The sequence below is a fragment of the Streptomyces sp. NPDC030183 genome (assembly GCF_055573455.1).
The window spans coordinates 170,723-183,895 of record NZ_JBVIBK010000015.1 but is presented as its reverse complement, the minus strand read 5'-3'; the positions used below and the strand labels follow the sequence as shown (position 1 = coordinate 183,895).

The window sequence follows — 13,173 nt, the reverse complement described above, 5'->3', positions numbered from 1 at the left end:
AAGGCCCGCGAGACCAAAGGACGTCCGAGAGGATCACCTTTAATAACTCATTTGGCCCCACGGACCTAGCATGAACACTGGGCACCCACGCGACGTCGACCCGTCGATTACGGGCCAGCCGCACCAGGTGACGGGCGAAGTTCCCGACCTGATGGGCACATATCGAGGACGCTTGGTAACCCGGTGGACATGCCAGCGGCGGTACGAATTCTCGTACCGCCGCAACTCTTTTCGGGGGTCTCTACGCCGCTCCGCGCTGCAGTGCCTCACACACCGCCGTCGACTCGCGCGCACCCAGTTCGACGGCCCGGCCGCAGTGGGCGATCCAGGCGGCCATCCCCTCCGGGGTGCCGGAGACATAGCCGTCCAGGGCGGCGAGGTAGGCGGCGCGGCCGAGTTCCGCGTGGCCGACCTCCGCAGGGCAGACCGACTTGGGGTCGAGACCGCTGCCGACCAGGACGATCCGCTCGGCCGCGCGGGCGACCAGGCCGTTGTGGAAGCCGAAGGGCCGCAGGGCGAGCAGCTCGCCCTGCACGACGGCCGCCGTGACCAGGGCGGGTGCCGCACTACCCCGGATGATCAGCTCGGCAAGGCCGTCGAGACGGCCGGAGACCTCGGCCGCGCCCGGCAGCGGCAGCTCGACGAGGGGCTCGTCGACGGGTTCGCCGTCCTGCCGGGGACGCCCCACGCGCGCGTGGTCCTCACCCGCCGCCACCAGGTGCAGCCGGGCCAGCACCCGCAGCGGTGACTGCCGCCAGATGGACAGCAGCTGGCCGGCTTCGGCGGTCAGACGCAGGGCCGCGCCCACGGTGCGCGCCTCGTCGTCGCCGCCCTGCCCGCTGAAGTCGGTTCGTCGGCGCACCTCTTCGAGCGCCCAGTCGGCGCAGGAGAGCGCGGCCGAGCCACGCGCGCCGCGCAGGGCGGCCTCGGAGGTGATCTCGTTGCTGCGCCGCCGCATGACACGGTGGCCGTAGACCCGGTCCACGGCCTTGCGCACGGACTCCACGGACTCGGCCACGCCGGGAAGCTCGGCGAGGGCCGCGAGCGGATCGGCGCTCGCACCTGTCGTACTCATGAGTACGACCCTACGCGCCCCGGCCGCCGACCCCTCGAAGGAGTGGTCTTCCCCTCGGCCGGCCCACCCTGGGCGATCATCCGACTACCGTTGGTGAACATGAAAATTGCTTTCGTCGGGAAGGGCGGAAGTGGCAAGACCACGCTGTCCTCCCTGTTCATCCGCCATCTCGCCGCCTCCGGAGCCCCGGTCGTCGCCATCGACGCGGACATCAACCAGCATCTGGGGGCCGCTCTCGGGCTCGACGAGTCGGAGTCGGCGGAACTTCCGGCGATGGGCGAGCGGCTGTCGCTGATCAAGAACCACCTCCGCGGCTCCAACCCGCGGATCGCCTCCGCCGAGACGATGATCAAGACGACGCCGCCCGGCGAGGGCTCCCGGCTGGTGCGGATCTGCGACCCCAACCCGATCTACGACGCCTGCGCCCGGCCGGTGGAACTCGACGGCGGGGCCATCCGTTTGATGGTCACCGGCCCCTTCACCGACGCCGACCTGGGGGTCGCCTGCTACCACTCCAAGACGGGAGCGGTGGAGCTGTTCCTGAACCACCTGGTGGACGGCCGCGACGAGTACGTGGTGGTCGACATGACGGCCGGTTCGGACTCCTTCGCGTCCGGCATGTTCACCCGCTTCGACATGACGTTCCTCGTCGCCGAGCCGACCCGGAGGGGGGTCTCCGTCTACCGGCAGTACAAGGAGTACGCCAGTGACTACGGCGTCGCCCTGAAGGTCATCGGCAACAAGGTGCACGGCCCGGAGGACCTGGACTTCCTCCGTGCTGAGGTCGGGGACGACCTGCTGGTCACCGTCGGGCACTCGGACTGGGTGCGCGCCCTGGAGAAGGGCCGTCCGCCCCGCTTCGAGCACCTGGAGGAGTCCAACCGCCGCGCGCTGTACGCCTTGCACGAGGCGGCGGACGCCATGTACGAGCGGCGCGACTGGGAGCGCTACACCCGTCAGATGGTGCACTTCCATCTGAAGAACGCCGGCGGTTGGGGCAACGAGCGGACCGGGGCCGACCTGGCGTCCCAGATCGACCCCGACTTCGTCCTCGGCGAGCGGCTCGCGGCCACGGTCTGACCCGCTCATCTCCGGGCGCGCACCCCGTACGCCCTACTCCTTCGGCTTCGCCTCACGGTCCGCCCTCTTCTACGGCTGAGCCGCCGGGGCGCCCGGGACCCCCTTGGGGGCCGGGGCCGGCCCACCGGACAGGAACGCCTCCCAGCCCTCCTTGGGGGAGCGGCCGACACCGAGGGTGCGCAGCTTGTCCAGGACCTGCGGGTCCTGGGCGTCGAGCCAGTCGGCGAGCTGCCGGAACGAGACGCAGCGCACGTCCGGCTTGCCGCAGACGGTCTTGATCGTCTCCTCGACGGCGCGCATGTAGACGCCGCCGTTCCAGGACTCGAAGTGGTTGCCGATGATCAGCGGCGCTCGGTTACCCGCGTAGGCGCGTTCGAAGCCGGCGAGCAGTCCGTCCCGGAACTGGTCGCCCCAGTACTGCCTCTTGGCCTCGCTGCCCGCGCGGGCACCGGACTGGTTGACGTAGAAGTTGTAGTCCATGGTCAGGGTCTCGAAGGCACGGCCGGGCATCGGGACCAGCTGCATCGACAGGTCCCACAGGCCGTCCTTCTTCTCGGGCCAGACCTGGTCGCGGACACCGCTGGTGTCGTAGCGGAAGCCGAGTTCGCGGGCGGCCCGCATGAAGTTGGCCTGGCCCTCCAGGCAGGGGGTGCGGGCGCCGATCAGCTCCTTGTCGTAGTCGAAGGGGAGCGGTTCCGCCTTGCCGGTGCCCGTATTGGTCTTCCATGCCTTCACGAACGCCTTGGCCTGCGCGATCTCGCTCTTCCAGTCCTCGACCGACCACTCTCCGACCCCGCCGCCCTTGCCGCAGAAGTGGCCGTTGAAGTGCGTGCCGATCTCGTTGCCCTCCAGCCAGGCGCCCCGCAGTTGCTCCACGGTGTCCTTGATTCCGCGGACGTCGTTGAAGCCGATGTCGGAGCGGCCCGGTGAGTGCTGCGGCGGTCGGTAGAGATCCCGTTTCTCCTCCGGGAGCATGTACACGCCGCTCAGGAAGTAGGTCATGGTCGCGTTGTTGGCGCGGGCCACCTCGCGGAAGTGCGAGAAGAGCCGCTGGCTGTCCTCGCCGGCGCCGTCCCAGGAGAAGACCACGAACTGCGGGGGCTTCTGACCGGGCTTCAGCCGTTCGGGCCTGGGCAGATGCGGCTGCGTGCCGGTGTACGCGGTGGACCCGTCGCCGATGAGGCGGACCGCGGCCTTGGGCGGGGCGGGCGCGCCCTCCTCCGCTCGGGGCGCCGCCTCCTTGCCGCCGCGCGCGCCCCGCACCCCCTCCTTCCCGGTGTTGTTCGCGCCGGCCGAGCCGGCGGTGTCCGTGTCGCCGGCGCCACAGCCGGCGAGAGCCGCGGCGCAGGTCGCGGCGAGGGTCACGCCGACGGCGATCCTCTGGGTGACGGCCATCTTCCGCCCACCTTCTTCCTTTGCTCAGGGGCAGAGGGGCCAAGATCACACAGAGTGCCGACCAAATTAATGTGACAAGCCGAAGAAATGCATGATTCATCCTCCTGGGTGATCTGATAACCCATTTGCCGCTAATGTCCTTGCATGACCTTTACTCTGCATTACGATTCATTTACTGAGCGTTGAGAAATCCCGCCGCTGTACGCCGTGACCCACGGCCGCGACCCGACCCCCGTCACAGAGCGGGGGACCACCTGATCCGCGACCGCGCAGCCCCGGAGGAGACGGGAACCATGTCCGCCTGCGTCCCCACCCACGCCCCCGACTCCAGCCCGGATCGGGCGGAGTCCGACCACCAACCGCACAGCCCGCCCGAGCGACCCCGCCGGTTCCGCGTCGCGGGCGCCGATGTGTCCGCCTCCATCGCGGTCTTCCTGATCGCCCTCCCCCTGTCCCTGGGCATCGCCCTGGCCACCGGCGCACCGCTCCAGGCCGGCCTCGTCGCCGCCGCGGTCGGGGGCCTGGTCGCCGGACGCCTCGGCGGCTCACCGCTCCAGGTCAGCGGCCCGGCCGCGGGACTGACCGTCGTCACCGCGGACCTCATCCACCAGTACGGCTGGCGCACGACCTGCGCCGTCACCGTGCTCGCCGGGGCCTCCCAACTCGGCCTCGCCCAGCTGCGCGTGGCGCGCTCGGCGCTCGCCGTGAGCCCCGCGATCGTGCACGGCATGCTCGCCGGCATCGGTGTCACCATCGCCGTGGCCCAGCTGCACATCGTGCTCGGCGGCACCCCGCAGAGCGCCGTCCTCGACAACATCGGCGCGCTGCCCGCCCAGTTGGCGCACCTGCATCCCGCCGCCGTCTCCATGAGCGTGCTCACCCTCGCCCTGCTGCTCGCCTGGCCCCGGCTCCCCGGGCCCGTGGGCCGGCGGCTGCGCAGCGTCCCGGCCGCCCTCGTCGCGGTCGCGGGTGCCACGGCCGTGGCCGCGCTCGCCGGGCTCAGCCTGCCCAAGGTCGAGCTGCCCTCCTGGCGCAGCCACGCCCTGGCCGGGCTGCCCGAAGGCCCGGTGCTCGGCCTGGTCGCCGCCGTCCTCACCACGACACTCGTGTGCAGCGTGCAGTCGCTCCTCGGAGCCGTCGCCATGGACAAGCTGGCGGCCGGCCGGACCGACGTACGCCGCTCCGACCTCGACCGTGAGCTGCGCGGCCAGGGCGCGGCCAACGTCATCTCCGGAGCCCTCGGCGGCCTGCCCATCGCCGGTGTCGCCGTCCGCAGCACGGCCAACGTCCGAGCCGGCGCCGTCAGCCGCAACTCCACGATGCTGCACGGCGTGTGGGTGGTCGCGGCCGCACTGTTCCTGGTCCCCGCGCTGGAGCTGATCCCCCTGGCGTCGCTCGCCGCGCTGGTGATGGCCGTCGGGATCCAGATGGTGTCCCTGCACCACATCCGCACGGTCACCCGACACCGCGAGGTCCTGGTCTACGCGGGCACCACCATCGGCGTCGTCCTCCTCGGCGTTCTGGAAGGCGTCGCGCTCGGCATCGCCGTGGCCGTCGGCGTCGCCCTGCACCGCCTCACCCGCACCCGTATCACCCACGAGGAGAAGGACAACGTCCACCATGTCCACGTCCGGGGGCAGTTGACGTTCCTCGCCGTGCCCCGCCTCAGCCGTGCGCTGCACCAGGTACCGCAGGGTGCCGACACGGTGGTGGAGCTGGACGGGTCGTTCATGGACCACGCGGCGTACGAGTCGCTGCAGGACTGGCAGCACGCGCATCGCGCGCGTGGCGGTTCGGTGGAGATCACCGGACGCGCCGGGACGCGGATCGCCGAACCCGCGGGCACCTCCGCGGCCGGCTGCCGCTGCCGGCCCTGGACGGCATGGCGCAACCACCAGTGCGCGGCCCCGGCTCCCGTCCCGGTCGGCGGTCCGGCCGAGCAGACGTCCGAGGGGCCGAGCACTCATCAACTGGCCCGCGGCATCAGCGCGTTCCAGACCAACACCGCTCCCCTGGTCCGCCGAGAGCTGGCGCGGCTCGCGCGGGAGGGCCAGCAGCCCTCGCAGCTCTTCCTCACCTGCGCCGACTCCCGGCTCGTCACCTCGATGATCACCTCCAGCGGTCCCGGTGACCTCTTCGTCGTGCGCAATGTCGGCAATCTGGTGCCCCTGCCGGGCGAGGAGAGCGGCGACGACTCGGTGGCGGCGGCCATCGAGTACGCGGTGGAGGTGCTGAAGGTCCGGTCCATCACCGTCTGCGGACACTCCGGCTGCGGCGCGATGCAGGCGCTGCTCACCACCGATCCGCAGGGCTCCCAGACACCGCTCAAGCGCTGGCTGCGGCACGGCCTGCCCAGTCTGGAGCGCGCCACCGACGAGCTCCGGCCCTGGGCCCGTATCGCGGGACGCGAGCCGGCCGACGCGGTCGAGCAGCTGTGCCTGACGAACGTCATCCAGCAGCTGACGCATCTTCGGGCGCACGAGTGCGTCGAACGGGCCCTGCGCGAGGGCACGCTCGAACTGCACGGGATGTACTTCCACGTGGGCGAGGCCCAGGCGTATCTGCTCACGGAGGAGGGCCCGGACAGCGGCGTCTTCGACCGGGTGGCGGCCACCGCGGGGGCGACGGGGCCGATGGGGACGGTTCTGCACGACACGCGCGCGTGAACCGATCCCCTCGCCGGTCCGTGACAACGGGTGGCCCCATGACCGTTGGGGCCACCCGCCGACAGGTCTAAACCAATCACAGGAAGGCCCTTGTCAGCGGGGGTCCGGGTCTGATGAGCTGTGGCCTGGGACACAACGGTCGCCCCGGCAAAGCACCGCAAGGGAGATGTCGTGAGCAACGAAAGCCTGGCCAACCTCTTGAAGGAGGAGCGACGCTTCGCGCCGCCCGCTGACCTGGCCGCGAACGCCAACGTCACGGCAGAGGCGTACGAACAGGCCAAGGCTGACAGGCTCGGTTTCTGGGCGGCTCAGGCCCGGCGGCTGAGCTGGGCCAAGGAGCCGACCGAGACCCTGGACTGGTCGAACCCGCCGTTCGCCAAGTGGTTCAAGGACGGCGAACTCAACGTCGCGTACAACTGCGTCGACCGCCATGTCGAGGCCGGCCACGGAGACCGGGTCGCCATCCACTTCGAGGGCGAGCCCGGGGACAGCCGGGCCATCACCTACGCCGAGCTCAAAAACGAGGTGAGCAAGGCGGCGAACGCCCTGCTGGAGCTGGGAGTTCAGGCAGGTGACCGGGTCGCCGTCTACATGCCGATGATCCCGGAGACGGCCGTGGCGATGCTCGCGTGCGCCCGCATCGGCGCCGCGCACTCCGTCGTCTTCGGCGGCTTCTCCGCGGACGCGCTCGCGACCCGGATCCAGGACGCCGACGCCAAGGTGGTCATCACCGCCGACGGCGGCTACCGCCGCGGCAAGCCCTCCGCGCTCAAACCGGCCGTGGACGACGCGGTCGCCAAGGCGGGCACCATCGAGCACGTCCTCGTCGTCCGCCGCACCGGGCAGGACGTCGCCTGGACCGACGGCCGGGACGTGTGGTGGCACGACATCGTGGACCGGCAGTCCGCCGAGCACACCCCTCAGGCGTTCGGGGCCGAGCACCCGCTGTTCATCCTGTACACGTCGGGCACCACCGGTAAGCCGAAGGGCATCCTGCACACCTCCGGCGGCTACCTCACCCAGACGGCGTACACGCACCACGCGGTCTTCGACCTCAAGCCGGAGACGGACGTGTACTGGTGCACGGCCGACGTCGGCTGGGTCACCGGCCACTCGTACATCGTCTACGGCCCGCTGGCGAACGGCGCGAGCCAGGTCATGTACGAGGGCACGCCCGACACCCCGCACCAGGGGCGGTTCTGGGAGATCGTGCAGAAGTACGGGGTGACGATCCTGTACACGGCGCCCACGGCCATCCGCACGTTCATGAAGTGGGGCGACGACATCCCCGCGAAGTTCGACCTCAGCAGCCTGCGGGTGCTGGGCTCGGTGGGCGAGCCGATCAACCCCGAGGCGTGGATCTGGTACCGCAAGCACATCGGCGCCGACCGGACGCCCATCGTGGACACCTGGTGGCAGACCGAGACCGGCGCGATGATGATCTCCCCGCTGCCGGGCGTCACCGAGACCAAGCCGGGCTCCGCGCAGCGGCCGCTGCCGGGCATCTCCGCGACCGTCGTCGACGACGAGGCGAACGAGGTGCCCGACGGCGGTGGCGGCTACCTGGTGCTCACCGAGCCGTGGCCGTCGATGCTGCGCACGATCTGGGGCGACGACCAGCGGTTCCTCGACACGTACTGGTCGCGGTTCGAGGGCAAGTACTTCGCCGGTGACGGGGCGAAGAAGGACGACGACGGGGACATCTGGCTCCTCGGCCGCGTGGACGACGTGATGCTGGTCTCGGGCCACAACATCTCCACCACGGAGGTGGAGTCGGCGCTCGTCTCGCACCCGTCCGTCGCGGAGGCGGCCGTGGTCGGCGCCGCCGACGAGACCACCGGGCAGGCCATCGTCGCCTTCGTCATCCTGCGCGGCACGGCGGCCGAGACCGAGACCCTTGTCGGCGAGCTGCGCGACCACGTCGGCGCGACCCTCGGCCCGATCGCCAAGCCCAAGCGGATCCTGCCGGTGGCGGAGCTGCCGAAGACCCGCTCCGGCAAGATCATGCGGCGCCTGCTGCGGGACGTGGCGGAGAACCGCCAGCTCGGTGACGTCACGACGCTCACGGACTCCACGGTCATGGACCTCATCCAGACCAAGCTGCCGGCGGCGCCCAGCGAGGACTGAGGTCGCGTCCATCGGGGCTGAACACGCACACGGGCGGTGGCCGGGTGGCCGCCGCCCGTGTGAAGGCCGACGATGGGGTACATCCATGAAGGGGCGCCCGGTGATCAGCGCGCGGGGTACCCCCAGCGGTGCCCTTAGGTAGACTAAGCAATCAGGTGTGCCGGGAAGTCTGGTCGGCGAGTGTTCCGTCCTGCCCTCGACCCGGAGGTCCCCGCCGTGGCCGCACCCCGCCCCACCCCCGCCCGGAAGGTCCTCGACCGGCTCTCCCTGCCCGAGCGGACCTTCGTCGCGGACGCGCTGCGCACGGAGACCGTCGGCGGCGTACTGCTGCTCCTCGCCGCCGTCACCGCGCTGATCTGGGCGAACGTCCCCGCCCTGCACAACAGTTACGAGAGCGTCAGCGACTTCCACTTCGGGCCCGAGGCCCTCGGGCTGAACCTCTCCGTCGAGCACTGGGCGGCCGACGGACTCCTCGCGGTCTTCTTCTTCGTCGCCGGCATCGAACTCAAGCGCGAGCTGGTCGCCGGTGACCTCCGGGACCCCAAGGCGGCCGTCCTGCCCGTCGTCGCCGCCCTGTGCGGGATGGCCGTACCGGCGCTCGTCTACACGCTCACCAACCTCACCGGCGGCGGCTCACTCGCCGGCTGGGCCGTGCCCACGGCCACCGACATCGCGTTCGCGCTCGCCGTGCTGGCCGTCATCGGGACCTCGCTGCCCTCCGCGCTGCGCGCGTTCCTGCTCACCCTCGCCGTCGTCGACGACCTCTTCGCGATCCTGATCATCGCGGTCTTCTTCACCGGCGGCCTCGACTTCGCCGCGCTCGGCGGCGCCTTCGCCGGTCTCGTCGTCTTCTGGCTGCTGCTGAGGAAGGGGGTGCGCGGGTGGTACGTGTACGTTCCGCTCGCCCTCGTCATCTGGGGGCTGATGTACAACAGCGGCGTCCACGCCACGATCGCCGGTGTCGCGATGGGCCTCATGCTGCGCTGCACCCGGCGCGAGGGTGAGGAGCACTCCCCCGGCGAGCGCATCGAGCACCTCGTGCGCCCCCTCTCGGCGGGACTGGCGGTACCTCTGTTCGCCCTGTTCAGCGCGGGTGTCGCCGTGTCGGGCGGCGCCCTGGGGAAGGTGTTCACCCAGCCGGAGACGCTCGGCGTGGTGCTCGGGCTGGTCGTCGGCAAGGCGGTCGGGATCTTCGGCGGGACCTGGCTGACCGCCCGCTTCACCCGGGCCTCCCTCTCCGAGGACCTGGTGTGGCCGGACGTCGCCGCCGTCGCGTCCCTCGCCGGGATCGGCTTCACCGTGTCGCTGCTCATCGGCGAACTCGCCTTCGAGAGCGACCCGGCGCTCACCGACGGCGTCAAGGCGGCGGTGCTCACGGGGTCGCTCATCGCGGCGCTCCTGGCGACCGTCCTGTTGAAGCTGCGCAACGCCAAGTACCAGGCGCTGTGGGCCGCCGAGCACCGCGACGAGGACCAGGACGGCATCCCCGACATCTACGAGGAGGGCGACCCGGCGTACCACCTGCGCATGGCCGAGATCCACGAACGCAAGGCCGCCGAGCACCGCAGGCTTGCCGAAGTGGCGGGCGGGGCAGGCGACGGGGACGACGGTCCGGCATGATCTGACAGGACCGTACAAAACGCAGGGCGCCCCCGGCACCGTACGACGGCCTCCGAGTCGAGGCCCGTGCACGGCGGGGGCGCTTCCGGACGCATATGAGGGAGACCCCGATGAGCGCACCCGACGGCAGCCCGGTCGGTGCCGAACGCAGTGTCGGCCAGCTGTTCGCCTCGGCGACGGCCGAGATGTCCGCACTGGTGCACGACGAGATCGCGCTGGCGAAGGCCCAGCTCAGGCAGGACGTCAAGCGCGGTCTGGTCGGCGGCGGGGCGTTCACCGCGGCAGGAGCGGTACTGATCTTCTCCCTGCCGATGCTCAGTTTCGCCCTGGCGTACGGCATCCGCACCTGGAGCGACTGGAACCTGGCGATCTGCTTCCTGCTGTCGTTCGCGGCGAACGTCGTGGTCGCCGTCGTCCTGGCCCTCATCGGTGTCGCCTTCTCCAAGAAGGCCAAGAAGGGGCAGGGCCCGCAGAAGGTCGCCGCGTCCATGAAGCAGACCGCCGGAGTGCTGCAGAACGCCAAGCCGCACCCTCGCCGGCCCGCCCGGACCGACGGCGGCGTCGAGGCTGTGGCACGCTCGACCTCATGACGGACCCCGCCCCCTCAGCCGCCTCCGGCCAGCCCGCCTCGGTCGTACGACTCGATGTGCCCGGCGCGAAAGAGGTGATCCACCGGGACGTGGCCGCCAACGGCGCCCGCTTCCACATCGCCGAACTCGGCGACGGGCCGCTGGTGATGCTGCTGCACGGCTTCCCGCAGTTCTGGTGGACCTGGCGGCACCAGCTGGTCGCGCTCGCCGACGCCGGATTCCGCGCCGTCGCCATGGACCTGCGCGGGGTCGGCGGCAGCGACCGTACGCCCCGCGGCTACGACCCGGCCAACCTCGCCCTGGACATCACGGGCGTCGTCCGGTCCCTCGGCGAGCCCGACGCCGCGCTGGTCGGCCACGATCTCGGCGGCTATCTGGCGTGGACGGCGGCCGTGATGCGGCCCAAGCTCGTACGGCGGCTCGCGGTCTCCTCGATGCCGCACCCGCGGCGCTGGCGCTCGGCGATGCTGTCGGACGTGAAGCAGACCGCCGCCGGGTCGTACATCTGGGGGTTCCAGCGGCCCTGGATCCCCGAGCGGCAGCTGACCGCGGACGACGGCGCCCTGGTGGGCCGGCTGATCCGGGAGTGGTCGGGGCCGCGGCTGCCCGACGACGAGGCCGTGGACGCGTACCGGCGGGCGATCTGCATCCCGTCGACGGCGCACTGCTCGATCGAGCCGTACCGGTGGATGGTGCGCTCCCTCGCCCGCCCCGACGGCATCCAGTTCAACCGGCGGATGAAGCGGCCGGTGCGTGTGCCGACGCTCCATCTGCACGGTTCACTCGACCCGGTGATGCGGACGCGCAGCGCGGCGGGTTCCGGGGAGTACGTCGAAGCCCCGTACCGGTGGCGGCTGTTCGACGGGCTGGGGCACTTCCCGCACGAGGAGGACCCGGTGGCGTTCTCGTCGGAGCTGATCAACTGGCTGAAGGACCCCGAGCCCGACCGGTGATTCCGACCGGGGATCCCGACCGGTGACCGCGACCCTGAGCTGCTGCCGACAGCCCGGCCGGGAACACGCGTTCCCCGCACAGCCACTTGCCCGGCGCATAGGCCAATTGGGGGGCGTGGGGGAGGTTACTGACCTTGGGGCGGGGGCACACGTCGGGGTATGGGCTGGACGCACGACTACAGTGACGCAGCACGCAACCGCCGCTCGGCCGCGGGCCTGAGCTCCCACCAGCGGGGCGCCCCTCAGGTGCCGGGCACGGACCCGGACGCGGACCCCCGGCTGGGCATTCCGCTCATCCTGCGCCGCCGGGCCCGCTGGGTCTCGGCCCGCCTGCGCCACCCCCGCCCCTGAGGCGCGGGAGCGTCATGCGTGGAGGGCCGCGCGGCCCTCGTCCGTGAGCGGGGGCGTGGTCGCCCCGTCCGGTTCGGCCTCAGAGCGCACAGCTGTCGCTGTCCACCTGCTGGTTGGCCGTTCTCCCCTTGACGATGTCCTCCTTGACCTCGTCCGCGGTGAGCGCGTAGCCGGTGTTGGGGTCGTCGAGTGACTTCGCGAAGACCACGCCGTACACCCTGCCTTCGGGCGTGAGCAGCGGCCCGCCGGAGTTGCCCTGGCGGACGGTCGCGTACAACGAGTAGACGTCACGGCGGACCGTGCCGCGGTGGTAGATGTCGGGGCCGTTGGCCGTGATGCGACCGCGCACGCGCGCGGGGCGGACGTCGTACGCGCCGTTCTCCGGGAAGCCGGCGACGATGGCGTCGTCACCGCTGGCGGCGTCGTCGGCGGTGAACCGCAGCACCGGCGCCTTCAGGCCCGGCACGTCCAGGACGGCGATGTCGCGCTCCCAGTCGTAGAGGACGACCTTGGCGTCGTACTTGCGGCCCTCGCCCCCTATCTGGACGGTGGGTTCGTCGACGCCGCCGACCACGTGCGCGTTGGTCATCACGCGGCGCTCGTCGAAGACGAAGCCGGTGCCCTCGAGGACCTTGCCGCAACTTTCGGCGGTGCCCATCACCTTGACGATGGACCGCTTGGCGCGTTGGGCGACGGGACTGCTCGCGAGCGCGGGGTCGGGGGGCTGGACGTCGGTGATCTGCTCGTTGGCGAACGGGCTGAAGACCTGTGGGAAGCCGTTCTGCGCGAGGACCGAGGAGAAGTCCGCGAACCAGGTGTCCGCCTGGTTGGGCAGGGCCCGGGCCACGCCCTGCAGCACCTTGGAGTTGCGGACCTCCTTGCCGAGCGTGGGCAGCGTCGTCCCCGCGAGCGCGGAGCCGATCAGCCAGGCGACCAGGAGCATCGCCACCACGTTGACGAGGGCGCCGCCGGTGGCGTCCAGCGCGCGGGCCGGGGACCAGGTGATGTACCGGCGCAGTTTGTTGCCGAGGTGGGTGGTGAGGGCCTGGCCGACGGAGGCGCAGACGATCACGACGACCACCGCGACGACGGCGGCCGCCGTGCTGACCTCGGAGTTGTCGGTCATCCAGTCCCAGATGACCGGGAGGGTGTAGACGGCGACGAGGCCGCCGCCCAGGAAACCGATCACCGACAGGATGCCGACGACGAAGCCCTGGCGGAAGCCGACGATCGCGAACCAGACGGCGGCGACCAGCAACAGGATGTCCAGCACGTTCACCGCTTCAAGCCTCGCCTCGTCACTTCGCGATCACTAC

Annotated in this window: 10 protein-coding genes; 7 read left to right on the top strand and 3 right to left on the bottom strand. The window is 71.0% G+C overall.

Translation table 11 applies throughout. The features are described from left to right. Nucleotides 1-241 precede the first annotated feature (241 nt). On the bottom strand, nucleotides 242-1,075 hold the full coding sequence (locus ACZ4Z2_RS19925) for a Fic family protein (RefSeq protein ID WP_468077733.1): 834 nt from the start codon (nucleotides 1,073-1,075) through the stop codon (nucleotides 242-244). 99 nt (nucleotides 1,076-1,174) lie between these two features. On the opposite strand from ACZ4Z2_RS19925, the gene ACZ4Z2_RS19920 reads away from it, so the two are divergent. Next, nucleotides 1,175-2,155 carry an ATP-binding protein gene (locus ACZ4Z2_RS19920; RefSeq protein WP_468077731.1) on the top strand — a complete coding sequence of 327 codons (981 nt, stop codon included), beginning with the start codon at nucleotides 1,175-1,177 and terminating at the stop codon, nucleotides 2,153-2,155. 69 nt (nucleotides 2,156-2,224) lie between these two features. Here the strand turns inward: ACZ4Z2_RS19920 and ACZ4Z2_RS19915 are convergent, their stop codons facing one another. Beyond that, nucleotides 2,225-3,550 carry a polysaccharide deacetylase family protein gene (locus tag ACZ4Z2_RS19915; RefSeq protein ID WP_468077729.1) on the bottom strand — a complete coding sequence of 442 codons (1,326 nt, stop codon included), beginning with the start codon at nucleotides 3,548-3,550 and terminating at the stop codon, nucleotides 2,225-2,227. A gap of 293 nt (nucleotides 3,551-3,843) precedes the next feature. On the opposite strand from ACZ4Z2_RS19915, the gene ACZ4Z2_RS19910 reads away from it, so the two are divergent. The 6 genes from ACZ4Z2_RS19910 to ACZ4Z2_RS19885 all read left to right on the top strand — a co-directional run bounded on the left by ACZ4Z2_RS19910 (nucleotide 3,844) and on the right by ACZ4Z2_RS19885 (nucleotide 11,857). Then, nucleotides 3,844-6,216 (top strand): SulP family inorganic anion transporter, encoded by a 2,373-nt coding sequence (locus ACZ4Z2_RS19910; RefSeq protein ID WP_468077728.1) that lies wholly within the window; start codon nucleotides 3,844-3,846, stop codon nucleotides 6,214-6,216. A 171-nt stretch (nucleotides 6,217-6,387) separates the two neighbouring features. Continuing rightward, on the top strand, nucleotides 6,388-8,343 hold the full coding sequence (gene acs, locus ACZ4Z2_RS19905) for an acetate--CoA ligase (protein WP_468077726.1): 1,956 nt from the start codon (nucleotides 6,388-6,390) through the stop codon (nucleotides 8,341-8,343). Nucleotides 8,344-8,559: 216 nt separating this feature from the next. After that, entirely contained in the window at nucleotides 8,560-9,963 is a 1,404-nt protein-coding gene (gene nhaA / locus ACZ4Z2_RS19900; RefSeq protein WP_468077802.1) for a Na+/H+ antiporter NhaA, read from the top strand. A 110-nt stretch (nucleotides 9,964-10,073) separates the two neighbouring features. Further along, nucleotides 10,074-10,553 carry a phage holin family protein gene (locus ACZ4Z2_RS19895; RefSeq protein WP_055521650.1) on the top strand — a complete coding sequence of 160 codons (480 nt, stop codon included), beginning with the start codon at nucleotides 10,074-10,076 and terminating at the stop codon, nucleotides 10,551-10,553. Further along, complete coding sequence (locus tag ACZ4Z2_RS19890) at nucleotides 10,550-11,506, top strand: alpha/beta fold hydrolase (protein WP_468077724.1); 957 nt, start codon at nucleotides 10,550-10,552, stop codon at nucleotides 11,504-11,506. The genes ACZ4Z2_RS19895 and ACZ4Z2_RS19890 overlap by 4 nt, the downstream gene beginning before the upstream one ends. A gap of 159 nt (nucleotides 11,507-11,665) precedes the next feature. Next, on the top strand, nucleotides 11,666-11,857 hold the full coding sequence (locus ACZ4Z2_RS19885; protein ID WP_468077722.1) for a hypothetical protein: 192 nt from the start codon (nucleotides 11,666-11,668) through the stop codon (nucleotides 11,855-11,857). A 79-nt stretch (nucleotides 11,858-11,936) separates the two neighbouring features. Here ACZ4Z2_RS19885 and ACZ4Z2_RS19880 read toward each other — a convergent pair whose 3' ends face one another. Then, nucleotides 11,937-13,136 (bottom strand): MarP family serine protease, encoded by a 1,200-nt coding sequence (locus ACZ4Z2_RS19880; RefSeq protein ID WP_468077720.1) that lies wholly within the window; start codon nucleotides 13,134-13,136, stop codon nucleotides 11,937-11,939. Between the last annotated feature and the right edge of the window lie 37 nt (nucleotides 13,137-13,173).